Origin of the sequence: Nesterenkonia halobia (assembly GCF_039536005.1) — a bacterium.
GTDB classification, from domain to species: domain Bacteria; phylum Actinomycetota; class Actinomycetes; order Actinomycetales; family Micrococcaceae; genus Nesterenkonia; species Nesterenkonia halobia.
Genome location: NZ_BAAAYG010000014.1, coordinates 92106 through 109575, shown reverse-complemented (window position 1 = coordinate 109575; position 17470 = coordinate 92106). Strand labels below are relative to the sequence as shown.

Below are 17470 nucleotides of genomic sequence, written 5' to 3'. Positions count from 1 at the left end.
CGGTCGCTCAGCCCGGCGTGCGCAGCAGATGTCTGCGGCGGCCAGCCACCAGCTGTCCTCCTCGTCCCCACGCAGCGCTGTGACTGACACCGTCTCGTCGCCCGAGGCATGGTGTGCGGGCAGGAGGCGCCTCCGCCGCGGATCGCCGCGCGCCGGATCCGCACCGCACGCGCGCCGCGGGCCGATGTGTCCGGCGACGTCGATACCGTGGTGCCATGCGTTGGCTGCACACCTCCGACTGGCACCTGGGCCGCGGCTTCCACGGCACCTCGCTGCGCGACGCGCAGCAGGAGATGCTCTCCACCGTCTGCTCCGCCGTCGAGGAGGAGGGCGTCGACGTGCTGCTGGTCTCCGGCGACGTCCACGACCGCGCGCTGCCGCCGGAGTGGGCGGTCACCATGCTCGAGGACTGTCTGCAGCACCTGGTGGAGGCCGGCACGCAGGTGATCATCACCTCCGGCAACCACGACTCGGCCCGGCGGTTGGGCTTCGGCTCGGCGCTGATGCGGCGTGCGGGGGTGCACCTGTGCACCACGCTGGAGGACGCCTGGACGCCGGTGGTGCTGCCGGAGCCCGACGGCTCGGCGCTGCACCTGGTCTACGGGATCCCCTATCTGGAGCCGCAGCTGGTCGGGCCCCGCCTGGGTCTGGCGCGGGGGACGCACACTGCGGTGCTGCGCGCGGTCACCGACCGCATCCGCGCCGACGTCGCCGCACGCGCCGAGCAGGTCGCCGCCGGCGCCGTCGCGGGTGTGGCCGCGGACGCGCCGGTGCGCACTGTGGTGCTCGCCCACCTCTTCGCCGCCCGCGGGACGGGCAGCGACTCCGAGCGGATCATCGGCGCCGACGTGCCCAGCGGAGAGCCGGCGATCCACGACGAAGAGACCGCCGGCGGGCTGGCCGTGGTCCCGCTGGAGGTCTTCGACGGCTTCGACCAGGTCGCCCTGGGACACCTGCACGGCCGCCAGCGGCTCAGCGAGACGGTGCGCTACAGCGGCTCGCCGCTGCGGCTCTCCTTCTCCGAGACCCGCCAGGCCAAGGGCGCCTGGCTCTGGGACAGCGCGACGCCGGAGATCGAGCCGCGCCCGCTGGACTGGTCCATCGGCCGCCCGCTGGCCCAGCTGTCCGGAACCCTCGACGAGATCCTCGACGAGGACGCCGTCGCCGCCCACGCCGAGTCCTTCGTGCAGGTCACGCTGACCGACGAGATCCGCCCCGAGCGCGCCCACCAGCGGGTCCAGGACGCCTACCCGCATCTGGCGACCTTCAGCCACCGCCCGCCGGAGCGGGAGGAGGCGGCGCGGACCTACTCGGCGGCGGTGGAGGACGCCCGCACCGAGCCGGAGGTGGTCGAGGCCTTCCTGGCCCACGTGCGCGGCCGCGGCGCCTCGGCGGAGGAGCGCGGACTCGTCGACGAGGCGCTGGCCGCCGTCCGCGCCGAGACCGGAGGGGTGCGATGAAGTTCCACGCGCTGACGCTGACGGCCTTCGGCGCCTTCCCCAGCACGGAGCGCATCGACGTCGATGCGCTGAGCGCCGACGGCCTCTTCCTGCTCAACGGCCGCACCGGATCGGGCAAGACCACCGTGCTGGACGCGATCACCTTCGCCCTCTACGGCGACGTGCCCGGACGCCGCGACGCGCGCGGACTCCAGAGCCACCACGCGCCGGAAGGCCGCATCCCGGAGGTCGTGCTGGAGTTCAGCCTGGAGGGCCGACGCCGTCGGATCACCCGCACGCCCCAGCACACCCGGCCCAGTCGCCGGGCGAAGGCCGGCAGCGTCAAGGGCAACCCGACGGCGGTGCTGCAGGAGCACGACGGCGCCGTCTGGCGCGAGGTCACCAGCGGCACCCAGGCGGTGGGCAAGGAGATGCACGAGATCCTGCCGCTGGACCGGGCGCAGTTCACCCAGGTCATCCTGCTGCCGCAGGGGCAGTTCGCCGAGTTCCTGCATGCCGGCAGCGCGGAGAAGCAGAAGCTGCTCCAGCGGCTCTTCGACACCAGCATCTTCCGCCGGCTGGAGGATCAGGCCGTCGAGGAGGCTCGGGTGCTCGGCCGCCGCCTGGAGCAGGTGGAGACCCGGGCGGCGGAGAACGCCGAGATGGTCCGCCGCGGCGCCGCGCAGCTGCTCGGCGCGGCCCTGGGCGCAGAGGGCCCCTCGCAGCAGGGCGCCGGCGGCCCCGCGGCGGAGGACCTGTTCGCGGCCGTGGCCGCCGAGGAGCTCGAGGACACTGTCGAGCATCTCGCCGCCTGGCATGCCCGCGACCTCGACGTCGACGCCGCCGTCGCCGCCGAGGAGGCCGAGCAGACCGGGCAACAGGCCGAGGAGCTGCGCCGCCGTCGCACGCGGATGCTGCGGGCGGAGCAGCATCGTGAGGAGCTGACCCGGCACCAGGCCGCCGAGGCGGAGGTAGCCGCCGCCCGCGCGGCCGTCGCCGCCGACGACCAGGCCGCCGAGATCCTGCGCTGGGTCGACTCCGCGGACGAATCGGCCGAGGCTCTGGCCCGTCGCCGTGCCGAGGCCGATCAGGCGGCGGCCGAGGCCGTCGAGGCGCTCACCGACCAGGACGACGTCCCGGTCCCGGACGCGCTGCGACCGGAGGCGGGAGACGACGCACCGGAGGCGGAGCAGGAAGAGGCGCCCGACCGGGAGCAGCGGCGGGAGGCTGCACTGGAGGCCGCACTGGAAGCTGCGCTCGCCGAGTCCAGCCAGCTGCGCGGCCGGCTCACCGCCGACGACGTCGCCGGGCTGGAGGAGGCGCAGCGGGGCCGGCGACGGCGCCGGGCCGAGCTCCTCCGGACGGTGGAGGAGCTGGACGCCGCCCAGGCCGAGCGGACGGCCGAGCAGGGTCCCCTCGTCGCCGAGATCGCGCAGGACGAAGCGGCCCGTCGGGATCCGGAGAAGCTCGACGCCGCCGTCGAGGCCGCCGTCGCCGACGAGCAGCGAGCCGCGCGCGGCCTGGCGCTCGTCGAGGAGCGCGACGCCGGATCGGCCCGGGTCGAGGCGCTGCGGGCGGAGCTGCAGACGCACCAGACGGCCTGGCAGGAGACCTCGGCCGTCCACCGCGAGCTGCTCGACCGCCACCTGGCGCAGGTCGCCCAGCGGCTCTCCGCGCAGCTCGAGCCCGGCATCCCCTGCGCCGTCTGCGGGGCGACCGAGCACCCGGATCCGGCCCATCGTCGCGAGGACGCCGAGCCGATCACCGAGCAGCAGGTCGAGGATGCCCGGCAGGAGGCCGTGGCCGCCCAGACCGCCCGGGAGCAGGCCCAGGCGCAGCTGCACGTCGCCGAGGAGGCGGTGGCGGCGTCGAGGCGACGACTGGCCGAGCTCGCCGAGGAGGCCGCCGCCGCGGCGAGCGAGCACGACGGCGAGGACGAGGAGCACGGCGGAGCTCCCCGGGAGGGGCGCCTGCTCCCCGCGCCCGACGCGGCCGCGGCGATCGACGTCGCCACGGCGCGGAAGCTGCGGGACCTGGCCCGCCGACGGCGCACCCGGGCGGAGGAGACCCGCGCCGCCCAGCACCGGCTGGTCGCGCAGCTCGAGGGCCGCCGCCGGCGTCTGGAGACGCTGCGGGCGGCGCTCCAGGAGACCTCCGCAGAGCGCGCCGCCGCGGCGGCGGAGGTCGACCGGCTGGACGAGGAGACGACGGCCACCGAGGAGACGCTGGCCCGGCTGCGCGGGGAGCACGAGTCCGTCGCGGCCCGCGTGGCCGCCGTCGACGCGCTGCGCGCCCGGCTGACCCGGGCTCGGGAGGCCGTGCGGCTCGCGCGGCAGGCCGCCGCCGAGGCCGAGCGCGCCGGTGCCCGGGCCGTCGAGCGGATCGCCGAGTCGAACTTCGCAGACCGGGCCGCGCTCGCCGCGGCCCGTCTGGAGCCGGCGGGGCGGCAGGATCGCGAGCAGCGGATCGCCGAGCACGACCGCCGCGGACAGCGGCTGCAGCTCGAGGCCGAGCAGCAGGACGTCGTCGAAGGTCTGCAGAGTGTGGAGCGGGGAGCGGAGCTGCCGGAGGAGGAGGCGGTCCTCGCCGCCGAGCAGCGGGCGGCCGCCGGCACCGATCGGGCGGAGGCCGCCGAGGCGGCCCGTCGGCGCTTCGCCGACCGGCGCGCCGATCTCGCGACGCCGATGGACCGGTTGCGCGGCGCCCTGGTCGAACGCGACGAGCGTTCGGCCGACCAGCGCCGTCGGCGCGAGCTGGCCGACACGCTGACCGGTCACGGCCCGGACAACACGCTGCGGATGACGCTGACCAGCTACGTGCTCGCCGCCCGGCTGGAGAAGGTCGCCGCGGCCGCGACCCGGCACCTGCAGACGATGTCGGAGGGCCGCTACCAGCTGCTCCACGACGACTCGGCGTCCGGGGGCGGACTGCGCGGCCTCGATCTGAAGGTCCACGACGAGCACAGCGACCACGAGCGGCCGACCTCCTCGCTCTCCGGCGGCGAGACCTTCATGGCCGCGCTGGCGATGGCCCTGGGCCTCGCCGAAGTGGTGCAGGCCGAGGCCGGCGGCATCAGCATGGAGAGCCTGTTCATCGACGAGGGCTTCGGCTCGCTCGACGAGGAGAGCCTGGAGCACGTCATGGCCGCGCTGCATCGGCTGCAGGGCGAGGGCCGGCGGGTCGGCGTGGTCAGCCATGTGACCGAGATGCACCGGGCGATCCCGACCCAGCTGCAGGTCGACCGCGGCCGCCGCGGCTCCACGCTGCGGCTGGTGCTGCCCGACGGAGAGATCTCCGGCGCGGAGCTGGCCGCGGCGGCCGCGGAGTCCGACGACGACGCGGCGGCCGGGCGGCCCGAGCCGGTCGCGCCGTCGGGCGAGCAATCCGGCGAGCAATCCGGCGAGCAATCCGGCGAGCAGACCGGTGAGCAGGCCGGCGCGCCGCGGCAGGAACCGGCCGGATGAGCCCGCAGGCCCCCGACCCACAGCCGGGTGCCGCAGCGGCCGTGGACGGCGGCGCCGCCGTCGCCGCCGTCGGCACGGACGAGGCCGCCCGGCCGCCCTGGATCGCCGGCCTCGCCCGGCTGCCGGCCGCGCTGCTCGCCCCCGGGCTGCTGATCCACCTGGGCGTCGCCGTGGGCGCCGTGCTGCCGGCGGCCTTGGCCGCGGCGTGCGCGCTGGCCGGAGCGGCGGTCGGCGCCTCGCTGGCCGGCGCCGCGGCGGAACGGGCGGGGGAGCGCGCCGTGCTGCTGACCGCCGCACTGGTGCACGTGCCCGTGATCTTCGTGCTGCTCGCGGCCGTGGACCGGCTGGCCGCCGCCCACGCCGCCGTCGGCACGGACCTCGGCGACCAGCCGGTGGGCCTGCTGCTGCTCGTCGGGGCGTTGGCGCTGCTGGCCGGGGTGAGCTGTCCGGCAGTGCCCGCCCTGGCCCGGCTGCGACGCTGGCGCGCCCGCGCCGACGGCGCAGATTCCGCGTCGCCCGCGCACGCGGAGGATCAGCTGGAGACGGGGCTGCGCCGCGACGTGCGCCGGGACGAAGGGGCGCTGATCCTGGCGCCGGTGCTGCTGGGAGTGCTGGCACCGATGATCGGCTCCTCGGCCGGGCCGCTGGTCGGAGCGCTGATCGCCGCCGTAGTGGTGCCGCTGCACGCGATGGATCCGCGGGCGGCGGCGCCGTCGCCGACCGCGGAGTCCCTCGACGCCGCCGAGGCGCAGGATGACCGGTTTGAGGAGGTGGTCGACCCGCCGCGGCTTCCGCTGCCGGGGCTGCCGCAGGTGGAGCAGCAGGACCGGAGAGAGGCTCTCCCGGGTCGATCGGCGGCGGAGTCCTCCACTGTGCCCGGGGAATCGGCGCCGTCGACGGCCGACTGGACTTCCCGGCTGCCGCGGGCGCTGGTCTGGTCCCTGGGGACCGGCGGGGTGCTCGGCGGTCTCTGGATCACGCTGCTGGTCGGATCCGGTGCGGCCGGACCTCGTCCCGGCGCGGCCTGGGGGCTGGCCGTCTCCGCCGTCGCCGCAGTCCTCGCGGCGCGACGCCCTCCGCGACGGATCGTGCGCCTGGATGCGGTGCACCGGCGTCGCCTGGCCGTCGCGGTCCTGCTGCTCGGCGTCGTCGGCCTGGTCCTCGCCCAGGGCGCCGCGGCGCTGCTGGCGACGGCGGCTCCGCGTCTGCTGGCCGTCGTGCACGGTCCGGCCCAGCTGCTCGCGGCCGCGACGATCGGCGCGGCCTGCGGCATGCTGCTGATCGAGCTGCATCGGCTGCTGGAGCGGGTCGTGCCGGCAGGTCGGATGTCGGCCGTGCTGACGCTGGCGCCGGCGACGGTGCTGGCCGGGATGAGTCTCGGACTGCTGGCCGGCGGCCTGCTCGGCGATCTGCTCGACGCGGCGGCGCCGGGCTGGGCGCCGCTGGCCGGCCTCGTCGCCGTCGGACCGGCGAGTCTGCTCGTCGTCGGCGCCGTGCTGCGCCGCTGACGCCCCGGTCTGCAGCAGGCCGGACCGACGGCCGCCGGGCCCGGACGCGGCGAGGTGCCGCGGGTGCTCAGTCGCGCAGCTGCAGCGTGGAGGCGGTGTGCTCGGTGACCTCGGTGAGGAGCTGCTGGTCGTCGCTGAGCTGCCGGCCGAAGGAAGGCACCATCTGCTCCAGCTGCGGGCGCCAGGACTCGAACTGCGCCGGGAAGCAGCGCTCGAGCAGCCGGAACATGATCGACGGCGCCGTCGACGCGCCGGGGGAGGCGCCCAGCAGTCCGGCGATGGTGCCGTCGCCGCCGGCGATGAGTTCGGTGCCGAACTGCAGCACGCCCCGGCCCTCGGCGTTGCGCTTCATGACCTGCACGCGCTGACCGGCGGTGATCATCTCCCAGCCGTCGGCCTCGGCGTCGGGGTAGAAGTCCTGCAGCGCCTCGATCTTCTTCGACCGCGACTTGGTGACCTCCTTGAGCAGGTAGGTCACCAGGTCGGTGTTGTCGAGGCCGACCTGCATCATCGGCAGCAGGTTGTGCCTGCGCACCGAGAACGGCAGATCGGTCAGCGAGCCGTTCTTCAGGAAGTTCGTGGAGAAGCCGGCGTAGGGGCCGAACATCAGCGTCCGGCGGCCCTCGACGAAGCGGGTGTCCAGATGCGGCACCGACATCGGCGGCGCGCCGACGGAGGCGAGCCCGTAGACCTTGGCATGGTGCTGCTCGGCGACGGCGGTGCTGGTCGCGCGCAGGAACTTGCCCGAGACCGGGAAGCCGCCGAAGCCGCGGATCTCGTCGATGCCGGCTTCCTGGAGCAGGCTGAGCGCCCCGCCGCCGGCGCCGACGAAGACGAAGCGGGCCGAGGCGGTGAACCGCTCGCCGCGGGACTTGTTCTTCACCGTCACGTCCCAGCGGCCGTCGGCGCCGCGCTCCAGGCCCTGGACCTCGTGGTTGTACCGCATGTCGACGCCGGCGTCGGCCAGGTGGTTGGCCAGCTGGCGGGTCAGCGAGCCGAAGTCGACGTCGGTGCCGGTGTCGACCTTGGAGGCGGCGACGCGCTGCCGCGGGTCGCGGCCGCGCATCAGCAGCGGAGCCCACTGCTCGATGACGGCGGGGTCCTCGGTGTGCTCCAGGTCGGCGAAGAGCGGCCGGTCGCGCAGCGCGTCGGCGCGCTCCTGCAGGTAGTCGGCGTTGTCGTCGCCCCAGACGAAGCTGATGTGCGGCAGCGCGTTGATGAAGGTCCGCGGGGAGCCGACGACGCCGTCCTCGACCCAGTGCGACCACAGCTGCCGCGAGACCTGGAACTGCTCGTTGATGCCCTCGGCCTTGGTCGTGGAGACCGAGCCGTCGGCGGCGCGCGGGGTGTAGTTCAGCTCGCAGAGCGCCGAGTGGCCGGTGCCGGCGTTGTTCCACGGGTCCGAGGACTCCTGGCCGGCCTGGTCGAGCGTCTCGAACAGGCCGATGGACCAGTCCGGCTGCAGCTCCTGCAGGATGGTGCCGAGGGTGGCGGACATGATGCCGCCGCCGATGAGCACGACGTCGTACCGGTTCTCGCCGCTCGCCGCAGACTGCGCCACTGATGTCTCCTCACGGTCGTCCGGCCCCGTCGCCGGCGGAAAATCGAAGGGCCGGCCGCACGCGGTCGCGGCCGGAGTCGGCGGGGCTCGATCCCGACTCTACCGCCGTCGACGGGGGCTGATGAAATCCGTGGTCAGCTGAGCGTGATCTCCCGGAACGGCTCGATGAGCACCGGGGACATCGGGTAGTCGGAGACGTCTCCGCCCAGGGCCAGCCCGGAGATCGGATGCACCAGCGGCAGCGCCGGGAGGTCCTCGGCGAGGTGCTCGGCGACCTGTCGATACAGGTCGGCGCGCTCCTCGTCGTCGAGCGTGCTGCGGGCCTCCCGCAGCATGTCGCGGACCTCCGCGGAGTCGTAGCGGAACTCCGGCCCGGTCTGCTGGAACAGCGGGCCGAAGAAGGAGTGCGGCGAGCGGTAGCCGCCGTTGCGGCCCAGCAGATGCATCGCCCGCTGCTCGTCGCCGAGCATCGTGTCCAGGTAGCCGTCGTCCCACGGGACGGGGCGCGGCTCGATGCGCAGGCCGACGGCGGCCAGGTCGGCGGCCAGCGCGGCGAAGATCGCCTCGGGCTGCGGCAGATAGCTGCGGGTGGCGTTCATCGGGTAGTAGAAGGGCAGCGGCTCGCCGTCGTAGCCGGCCTCGGCGAGGAGCTCCTCGGCCGCGCTGCGGCTGTGCTCGCGGCGCTCGGCGTCGTCGGACTGGACGTCCAGCGCCGCGGGGATGAACTGCCGGGTCGCGCGGCTGCCCTCCAGGAAGTGCTGCTGGACCAGACTGTCGCGGTCGACGGCGTGGGCGACGGCCTCGCGGATGCGCACGTCGGACATCACCGGGTGGTCCAGGTTGAAGCCGAGGTAGAGCACGGAGAACGGATCGCGCTGGAGGATGAGCCGGCCGGACTGCACCAGCGGGCGCAGCGTGTCGGCGGTGATGTAGTCGTAGACGTCGACGGCGCCGCGCTGCAGCTCGCGCAGCCGGTCGAAGGCCCGCGGCAGGGTCCGCACTGTGACGGCGGGGACCTGGGGCGCGCCGTCCCAGTGGTCCTCATGCGCCTCGAGTCGCGCCTGCTCGTCGTCGATCTCGACGACGCGGTAGGCGCCGGTGCCCGTCGGGCGGCGGGCGACCAGGTCGGGATCGTCGTCGTCGAGGGTCTCCGCCGAGGCGATGCCGAAGGGCGCCATGGTCAGCGCCTGGGGGAGGTCGACGATCGGGTCGGACAGCGTCAGCGTCACCGTCGTCGCGTCGGCGGCCTCGACCGACTCCAGCGCGCAGGCGTCCTCGCCCAGGAATCCGCCGAAGACGGCGACGAAGGGCGTGGTCACCGTCCGGCTCAGGGTCCCGGCGCCGTAGAGCGCGTCGAGCCGGCCCCAGCGGCGGATGTTGGCCACGACGACGTCGGCGTCCAGCGCGGTGCCGTCATGGAAGGTCACATCCTCGCGCAGCCGGAACTCGTAGGTCAGCCCGTCGCCGGAGACCGACCAGTCGCGGGCCAGCAGCGCGGTGGTCTCGCCGGTGTCCAGGTCGACGCCGAGCAGGCTCTCGTAGACCTGGCGGCAGACCCGCTCGGTCTCGGTGTCGACCGCCAGCGCGGGGTCCATCGAGCGCACTGCCGAGACTCCGGCGACCACCACCGCCTCCTCGGCGTCCCCGGACTGCTGGGACGCCGGAGAGGGCTGGGAGCCGGGGTGCGCCGCGGCTGAGGCGTCCGACCCGCCGGATCCGCCTGCGAGGCGACTGCCGAGCGCGAGCGTGCCCGCGGCCGAGGCGAGTCCGAGCAGGCGTCGGCGGTCGATCTCGGGCGTCATCACGCTCCCGTCGCTCGTCGAGGATCCACATCCCGCCCGGCTCGTCGCGGACGGGACGCGCAGTGCGGGCGGTGGGACTTGAACCCACACGTCAAAGACACTGGAACCTAAATCCAGCGCGTCTACCGATTCCGCCACGCCCGCCGGTCGCGCCGACATCGGTCGCCCCGCGCGCCAGGACTGCGGCGCGCGCGACACCAGGCGGCGCGACTGCTCAGTCTACAAGAGGGAGACCGCCTGCCCCGCGGGGCTCCGGCCGTCGACCCGCACCGGGACGGCGCGGCTCAGACGCCCAGCTCGCGGCGCAGCCGCTCCACGTGCCCGGTGGCCTTGACGTTGTACTTGGCGAGCTCCACGGTGCCCTCCTCGTCGATGACCACCGTCGAACGGATCAGACCTTCGGTCACCTTGCCGTAGTTCTTCTTCTCGCCCCAGGCGCCGTAGGCCTCGGCGACGGCATGGTCCTCGTCGCTGAGCAGCGGGAAAGTCAGCGCCTGCTCCTCGGTGAACTTCTGCAGGGCCGGCACGGCATCCGGGGAGATGCCGAGCACCGTGTAGCCGGCGCCCTGCAGCGAGGCCAGCGAGTCGCGGAAGTCGCAGGCCTCGGTGGTGCAGCCGGGAGTGGAGGCCTTGGGGTAGAAGTACACGACGACCTTGCCGCCGCGTAGCTCCTGCAGGGTCACCGTGCCGCCGTCGGCGGACGGCAGGGCGAAGTCGGGGGCCTTCTGGCCAGGCTCGAGTCGTGCCATGGTGCTGGCGGTCCTTCGTCGTCGACGTCGTGGGTCCCCACCAGCGTATCGTCGGCGACGCCGCGCCGCGCGTCCGTGGGTCGTGCCGGGTCGGAGCCGTAGACTGGCACTCATGGACGGTCAGCTGGAGCGCCTCGAGTCGGAGGCGCGCCTCATGGCGGCGCTGCGCGCGACGTTCGACGCCTCGGTGATGAACTTCGGCTCCTACAACATCCTCTACGCCGCCGGCGGAGGAGCGGCGGGCGACGTCGGCGGTCGAGCCGGCGAGAGCGCCGACGACGCGGTCCAGGCGCAGGTCTGCCGGGCGGCGCACCTGCTCGTCGGCTACCGGAGGGAGCCGCGCGAGATGGTGCTGTGTCCGGCGGACCTCGACGAGGCCGTCGAGCGGGCACGGGACGGCGGAGACGCCGTCGAGCAGGCGCCCGCCTCGGTGCCGCTGCCGGTTAACCTGACGAACCTCGCCGGGATCGCGGCCGCGGGCAGCCGGCTGGAGATCGCGCTGTCGACCGGCCGGCACGTCGAGCTCGACGTGCGTCGGGCGCCGAGATTCTCCCGACTCCCGGGGCTGGGCGAGGTGACCATCCGTCAGGAGCGCGACGCCGCCGACTTCGAGGCCTTCGTCGACGAGCTCATGGACACGATGGAGTCCTCCCAGGACACGACGCCGGGCGGTGCCGTCGGTTCGACCGGAGGATGAGAGCAGGATCACCTCAGCTCCGATTGGCGTGCCGCGGCGGGCGGTGCTAGAGTTTCATGTCGTTGCCCCGGAGACGGGGAGCACGGCACGGGTCGTTCAGCGGCCCGCCTGAGGGCCTCTAGCTCAATGGCAGAGCACCAGACTCTTAATCTGTAGGTTCCGGGTTCGAGTCCCGGGGGGCCCACTCAGCAGCTTCATATGACGAGACCCCGCTTCCGAAGGAAGCGGGGTCTCGTCATGTCTGCGGCGGTTCGGCGGCACAGCCCGACTCGCCGGCACGCCTGATGCGCCGGGCCGGGCGGGACCTCCCGGCCCGGCACGTCAGGTGCGACGTCGGGGCGCTGCGCACGGCGGCCGGCTGACCGGGTCGCCCGAGGGGCCGCCGGCCCGGCCCGAGCCGCCGGGTCAGCGCATGCCGAGGGCGCGCTCGGCGTTCACCCGACGGGTCTCGCCGCCGATGGTGAACAGCGAGATGATCGTGCCCACGTAGAAGAAGCCCAGGGTGAGCAGGAAGAGCACGCCCTTGATGATCTTGCCGAGATAGAAGTACTGCAGGCCCGCCACGAAGAAGAAGCCCAGGATGGTCAGCACCAGGGCCAGACCGGGGTCCTTCGCGGGGCCGTCGTATCCACGAGTAGCCATGGCGTCATGATACGTCCGACCTGCGCGCTGGAACAGGACCGCCTCCGGTCAGTTCTGGTCGACCGCGCCGCCGCGCCGCCGGCGTCAGCCGGATCGCAGGTGCCTGATCTGCGGCGATGCACGCGGCGATGCATGCGGCGTCGACAGAGGCGGGGGAGTTCGGCCTCCGAAGCGCCTCAATTACCGCATGACGATATGTTGTAACCGCCTTGGGGTGTGCTTCAATAGGGAAGGTTCTGCGGGGCGCAGACGTCCGGAGCCCCGCCCGATGGCCGAGGGAGCACAGCGCATGACGAGCGAGACGACAGGGACGACGCGCGATGTCGCGCGTCTGGCCGACGGCGCCGAGGTGCGTCGTCGCTGCGCGCAGTCGACCGCCCGACGTCTGGTCGCCGGGGCGGGGTCGCTCGACATCGTGGCCTATCGGTGCCCGTCCCAGCCGTCGCTGGCGCCGCTGGCCCACGGCCTGACCGCCGACGGCGACTGGCTCGTGGCGCTTCCCGAGGCTCGCCTCCCCGTGGGTGCCTCCGGCCTGCCGGAGCAGCTGGAGGCGAGAGTCCGCGTCGACCAGCTGGGCGCCCCCTCCGACATCCGGGTCCAGGTCGCGAGCCTGCATGCCCTGGGTACGCTTCGGCTGCTCTCCGCCGAGGAGTCCTCCCGCCTGCTGGCGGCGGGCACGGAGCCCGCGGCGTTGGACGCGGCCGCGCAGGCGCCGGGAGCGGTCCTCGGCCTGCTGTCGGCGGAGACGGTGCTCGTCCACGCCCGCGACGACGTCGAGAAGCTGCCATGGCAGGCCGTGGCCGCCGGCGGGGCGTTCCCCGCGCCGAACGACGAGTGGGACGCGGTCGACGCGGCCGCCTCGCTCGACGATGCCGCCGTGCGGCGTCTCGTCGAGGAGCTCGCCGGCGGCTCGCGGCGCGGGATCATCGGCCGGCCGGTGGCCGCGCCGCAGGAGCTGCTCGGCGCCGCGGCGGACGGCGTCGTGCCGGGCGTGGCTCGCCCGGCCGACGACCAGGCCGCACCGGTGCTGCTGGACGTGGACGCCGAAGGGTGCACGTGGCTCATCCGGAACGACGGCCAGGTGCGCTCAGTCGTCCTCGCCTTCGACCGGCCCGTGCGGGGCATGGCCGATCTGCAGGAGGCGCTGCGCGCCTGGTGCGCGACCGGCTGAGCCGCCGGCGCGCCAGGCGGTCACTCCTGTTCGTAGGTGAGGCAGTTCGCGGTGTCGCCGCCGATGGTGACGGCCTCCGCAGTGCACATCAGGTCTTTGTTGTGCACGCATTCGAGACGCTGGCAGGCCCCGACGTGACCCTGCGCAGTGGGCAGGCCGCCGCGGACGTCGAGCTCGATGAAGGTGCCGCAGGTCGGCGCACCCTCGGAGCCGGCGATGGTCACGGCGTCGGCGTGACAGCCGTCGTCGTTGAAGGCGCACTCGGTGACCTGGCAGGAGGCGACGGAAGCGGGAGCATTCATGACGGGTCTCCTCGAGATCGTTCCGCCCGGAGGGTCCGGGCCGATGTCGTCAGAATAGAGCGGCGTGACATGGCCCACAAGACCAGTCCGCCTCAGCGGATTCGGTGAGGGCGACGGCTCCGATCCAGCGCGGCGGCGGGTGAGGAGGTCCTGTGCGGATCAGGTGAAGTCGGTCTTGCGGATGCGCCCGTGCACGCCGACGGCCTGGTCGACGACCTCGGTGGGGGACGGGGGTGCGAGCTCTCCTCACGGCGGAATCCCGGGAACGCCATGAGTCTCGCCGTCTCAGGCTGCGCGCCCGTCACGGCGCTGTCGCGGCGGGCGCGCGGCCGGATGAGCGGAAAGGTCGAGCGGGGGTATTTGACCTGTCTCACAGCTGTCCGCAGAATGTCTGTGACCTGCGCGGCGTCCTCGGACGTCCGCGGACGCCGCCGACGGGCTCCGGATGCTCGGCGACGCCAGGTCTGCTGGACATGACGACGAGGAGAGGGTGCCAGTCGGATGAGCGACGACGATCGTGGACGCACCGAAGGAGCAGGCCAGATCGCCGCGGTCTCCGAAGAGCGGGCCGCCGGCGCGAGCGGAGGCCGGCGCCGGTCCGGGATCCTGCAGCGGTTCCTCGACGGCGTGGAGTTCGCCGGGAACAAGCTGCCCCACCCGGCGACGCTCTTCGCCCTGCTCGCCCTCCTCGTCGTCGCGCTGTCCTGGGGGCTCTCCCAGGCCGGGGTCAGTGCTCAGGACCCTCTGGAGGGGGAGGAGGTCGAGGTCTTCAACCTCCTCTCGGGGCCCGGCGTGGAATGGATGTTCACCTCGGCGGTGGACAACTTCATCGGGTTCGCCCCGCTGGGCGTCGTCCTGGCGACCATGCTGGGCATCGGCATGGCCGAGCAGACCGGTCTGATCGGGACGGTGCTGCGCAGCTTCATCCTCTCCATCCCGAGATTCCTGGTGACCTTCGGCATCGTCTTCGCCGGGATCATGTCCTCGGTCGCCTCCGACGCCGGCTACGTGGTGCTCCCGCCGCTGGCCGCCATCCTGTTCATCGCCGTCGGCCGGCATCCGCTGGCCGGCATCGCCGCCGCCTTCGCCGGCGTCTCGGCAGGATTCAGCGCGAACCTGCTGCTGTCGGCCACCGACGTGATGCTCGGGGAGCTGACCATCGAGGCGGCCGCCACCGTCGACCCGGCCTACGCCGACCAGATGAATCTGGCGATGAACTACTGGTTCATCATCGCCTCGACCGCGCTGCTGGCCGTCGTCGGCACGCTCGTCAGCCAGTTCATCGTCGAGCCGCGGCTCGGATCCTGGCACGGAGAGGGCGTCGTGGCCGACCAGAAGCGCGAAGAGCTCACGATCACCTCGGTGGAGAAGAGGGGCCTGCTGTGGGCGGGAGCCGCGCTCGTGGTCACGCTGGCCGCGCTGCTCCTGCTGATCGTGCCCGAGGGCGCGATCCTGCGCGGGGAGGACGGCGCGGTGGTCCAGTCGCCGTTCATGGACTCGCTGGTGGTGGTCATCATCATCGCCTTCTTCGTGCCGGGTCTGGTGTACGGGATCGCGACCCGGGTGATCCGCAACGACACCGACGTGGTCGACCAGCTCTCCAAGACGCTGGCCGGGATGGCGATGTTCCTGGTGCTGGCCTTCACCGCGGGGCAGTTCATCGCCTACTTCGAGAAGTCGAACATGGGCCTGCTCGTCTCCATCGTCGGTGCGGACTTCCTCGAGTCGATCAACCTCACCGGACTCCCGCTGGTGCTGGTGTTCATGGGCTTCGCCGCGACGGTGAACCTGCTGGTCGGCTCGGCGTCGGCGAAGTGGGCGATGCTCGCGCCCATCATGGTCCCGATCATGATGCAGCTGGGCATCTCTCCGGAATTCACCCAGGCGGCCTACCGCGTCGCGGACTCGTCCACCAACATCCTGAGTCCGCTGATGACCTATTTCGCCCTTATCATCGCCGTCGCCCAGCGCTATGATCGACGGATCGGGATCGGCTCGCTGATCTCGGTGATGCTTCCGTACTCGGTGGCCTTCATGCTGGCCTGGACGCTCATGACCGTCGGGTGGATGGGGCTGGACCTGCCGCTCGGTCCGAACGCGCCCATCTTCTACGAGCCCTGATCCGCCACGCGAGCTCGGCCTGCGGAGATTCGCCGCGACTGCGTCGCGCGCGGTATCGTGGACCGGTCCGTGCCGTCTGCCGGTCGCCGTCGATCCTCCGCGGGTCGACGGAGTCGTCCGCGTCGGGCGATGATCGGGGTGTAGCTCAGCTTGGCAGAGCGCCCGCTTTGGGAGCGGGAGGCCGCAGGTTCAAATCCTGTCACCCCGACGGCGGCCGAGCCGCGGGGATGCCGTCTCCGTCCCACCGTCGAGCGGGCGGACGCATGCCGCGGCCCGCAGCACGGCACCCCCATCAGACATGATCAGACGTCTTCTGTCAGGAGCCCCCACGTGGTCAAGAGCACCGTTGAAAATCTGAACCCGACTCGCGTCAAGCTGACGGTCGAGGTGTCCTCGGAGGAGCTTGAGCCCAAGATCCAGGCCGCATACAAGAGCATCGCGGAGCAGGTTCAGATCCCCGGCTTCCGCAAGGGCAAGGTTCCGGCCCCGATCATCGACCAGCGCGTCGGCCGCGGCTACGTGCTGCAGACCGCGATCAACGACGGCCTGAACGAGTTCTACCAGCAGGGCCTGGCCGAGACGGAGATCTCGCCGCTGTCCCGCCCGGAGGTCGAGGTCACCGAGATCCCGGACGAGAAGACCGACGAGGGCGTCCTGAAGTTCTCCGGCGAGCTGGACGTCAAGCCCGAGGTCGAGCTTCCCGACTACTCCGGCCTGGAGATCGAGGTCGAGGCGCGCGCCGCCGACGACGCCGCCGTCCAGGAGCAGCTCGACGAGCTGCGCGGCCGCTACGGCACCCTCAAGGAGGTCGAGCGTCCCGCCGCGAAGGACGACTTCGTGACCATCGACCTGGTCGCCACCATCGACGGCGAGGAGGTCGACAACGCCTCCGGCCTGTCCTACCAGGTGGGCGCGGGCACGATGCTCGAGGGCATCGACGAGGCCCTCGAGGGCCTGTCGGCCGGCGAGGACGCCGCCTTCGAGACCACGCTCTCCGGCGGCGACCGCTCCGGCGAGGCGGCCTCGGTGAAGGTCACGCTGCAGGCGGTCAAGGAGCGCGAGCTGCCCGAGGCCGACGACGAGTTCGCCCAGATGGCCTCGGAGTTCGACACCATCGACGAGCTGAAGGCCGACCTGGCCTCGAAGGCCGAGGAGAACCTGGTCACCGAGCAGGGCGTCGAGGCGCGCGACAAGGCGCTGGAGAAGCTCATGTCCATGGTCGAGGTCCCGGTCCCGGACTCGGTGGTCGAGTCCCAGGTCGAGCAGCACTTCTCCCAGGGCGAGCACGCCGAGGGCGACGACCACGACACCTCCGGGCACCGCGAGGAGATCGCCGAGCAGACCCGCGAGGCCTTCCGCAACGAGGTCGTGCTGGACCTGGTCGCCGAGAAGGAGGAGGTCGAGGTCGACCAGAGCGAGCTCATCGAGTACATCGTCTCCACCGCCGGCCAGTACGGCATGGAGCCCAACCAGTTCGCCCAGATGCTCGACCAGGCCGGCCAGGTGCCGATGGTCATGGGCGAGGTGCGCCGCCGCAAGGCGCTGGCCAAGGTGCTCGAGCAGGCCACGGTGAAGGACTCCGACGGCCAGGAGGTCGACCTGAGCAGCTTCGTCACCCCGCAGGGCGAGGACGACGCGGAGCAGGCTGAGGAGCCGGCCGAGGAGCAGGCTGCCGAGCAGGTCGAGGGCGAGACCGCGGAGGAGTCCTCCGAGGAGAAGTGAGCGCCGCGGCGGCCGACGGCGACGTCGACCGCCTGCGGCGGGGAGGGCCGCGTGCCCTCGCCGCCCTGAGCGTCCCGCGACGGCGGGTCGGAGCCGGATGCCCGGCACCGGCCCGCCGTCGTCGTGTCCGCAGGGGATGCGGCGCGGGGGACCCTGCGCCAACAGCGAACAGCCCGCCGTCGTCGCCCGCCGACGCACGTCCACCGAGTAATGTCGGGGCATGAACGTCGTGTCGTCGGACCGTCACTCCGCCGCCGCAGCCGGGGCGGAGGGCGACGGCGCCGGCGAGAAG

The 17470-nt window shown here is 73.0% G+C and carries 12 protein-coding genes and 3 tRNA genes; 9 read left to right on the top strand and 6 right to left on the bottom strand.

From position 1 onward, the window contains the following. Positions 1-215 precede the first annotated feature (215 nt). The 3 genes from ABD652_RS12880 to ABD652_RS12870 are packed head-to-tail and all read left to right on the top strand — an operon-like array spanning position 216 to position 6411. Positions 216-1460, top strand: coding sequence for an exonuclease SbcCD subunit D (locus tag ABD652_RS12880; protein WP_344722011.1), 1245 nt, complete (start codon positions 216-218; stop codon positions 1458-1460). Further along, positions 1457-4903, top strand: coding sequence for an AAA family ATPase (locus ABD652_RS12875; protein ID WP_344722008.1), 3447 nt, complete (start codon positions 1457-1459; stop codon positions 4901-4903). The genes ABD652_RS12880 and ABD652_RS12875 overlap by 4 nt, the downstream gene beginning before the upstream one ends. After that, positions 4900-6411 carry a hypothetical protein gene (locus ABD652_RS12870; protein ID WP_344722006.1) on the top strand — a complete coding sequence of 504 codons (1512 nt, stop codon included), beginning with the start codon at positions 4900-4902 and terminating at the stop codon, positions 6409-6411. The genes ABD652_RS12875 and ABD652_RS12870 overlap by 4 nt, the downstream gene beginning before the upstream one ends. A gap of 67 nt (positions 6412-6478) precedes the next feature. Here ABD652_RS12870 and ABD652_RS12865 read toward each other — a convergent pair whose 3' ends face one another. The 4 genes from ABD652_RS12865 to bcp form a co-directional block, all read right to left on the bottom strand. Next, entirely contained in the window at positions 6479-7972 is a 1494-nt protein-coding gene (locus tag ABD652_RS12865) for a malate:quinone oxidoreductase (RefSeq protein WP_344722004.1), read from the bottom strand. A gap of 134 nt (positions 7973-8106) precedes the next feature. Beyond that, positions 8107-9774 carry an ABC transporter substrate-binding protein gene (locus tag ABD652_RS12860; protein WP_344722001.1) on the bottom strand — a complete coding sequence of 556 codons (1668 nt, stop codon included), beginning with the start codon at positions 9772-9774 and terminating at the stop codon, positions 8107-8109. A 63-nt stretch (positions 9775-9837) separates the two neighbouring features. Then, positions 9838-9918: transfer RNA gene (locus tag ABD652_RS12855), tRNA-Leu, on the bottom strand. Between the two features lie 140 nt (positions 9919-10058). Then, a complete protein-coding gene (gene bcp / locus ABD652_RS12850; protein ID WP_344721999.1) occupies positions 10059-10523 on the bottom strand; it encodes a thioredoxin-dependent thiol peroxidase in 465 nt (154 codons plus the stop codon). A 112-nt stretch (positions 10524-10635) separates the two neighbouring features. On the opposite strand from bcp, the gene ABD652_RS12845 reads away from it, so the two are divergent. Together ABD652_RS12845 and ABD652_RS12840 are read left to right on the top strand one after the other, a co-directional pair. After that, positions 10636-11220 carry a hypothetical protein gene (locus ABD652_RS12845; RefSeq protein WP_344721997.1) on the top strand — a complete coding sequence of 195 codons (585 nt, stop codon included), beginning with the start codon at positions 10636-10638 and terminating at the stop codon, positions 11218-11220. Positions 11221-11332: 112 nt separating this feature from the next. Then, positions 11333-11404 (top strand) — tRNA-Lys (locus ABD652_RS12840). A 221-nt stretch (positions 11405-11625) separates the two neighbouring features. Here ABD652_RS12840 and ABD652_RS12835 read toward each other — a convergent pair. Next, positions 11626-11862 carry an NINE protein gene (locus tag ABD652_RS12835; RefSeq protein ID WP_344721995.1) on the bottom strand — a complete coding sequence of 79 codons (237 nt, stop codon included), beginning with the start codon at positions 11860-11862 and terminating at the stop codon, positions 11626-11628. Positions 11863-12151: 289 nt separating this feature from the next. Between ABD652_RS12835 and ABD652_RS12830 the strand changes: the two genes are divergently transcribed. Continuing rightward, on the top strand, positions 12152-13033 hold the full coding sequence (locus tag ABD652_RS12830) for a hypothetical protein (protein WP_344721992.1): 882 nt from the start codon (positions 12152-12154) through the stop codon (positions 13031-13033). A gap of 20 nt (positions 13034-13053) precedes the next feature. Here the strand turns inward: ABD652_RS12830 and ABD652_RS12825 are convergent, their stop codons facing one another. Then, entirely contained in the window at positions 13054-13335 is a 282-nt protein-coding gene (locus ABD652_RS12825; protein WP_344721990.1) for a DUF1540 domain-containing protein, read from the bottom strand. A 501-nt stretch (positions 13336-13836) separates the two neighbouring features. Here ABD652_RS12825 and ABD652_RS12820 point away from each other — a divergent pair. The 3 genes from ABD652_RS12820 to tig all read left to right on the top strand — a co-directional run bounded on the left by ABD652_RS12820 (position 13837) and on the right by tig (position 17178). Beyond that, positions 13837-15456 (top strand): AbgT family transporter, encoded by a 1620-nt coding sequence (locus ABD652_RS12820; RefSeq protein ID WP_344721988.1) that lies wholly within the window; start codon positions 13837-13839, stop codon positions 15454-15456. 134 nt (positions 15457-15590) lie between these two features. After that, positions 15591-15664 (top strand) — tRNA-Pro (locus ABD652_RS12815). 122 nt (positions 15665-15786) lie between these two features. Next, positions 15787-17178: a trigger factor gene (gene tig / locus ABD652_RS12810; protein WP_344721986.1), complete on the top strand. Its 1392-nt coding sequence runs from the start codon at positions 15787-15789 to the stop codon at positions 17176-17178. The last annotated feature ends 292 nt before the right edge of the window (positions 17179-17470 follow it).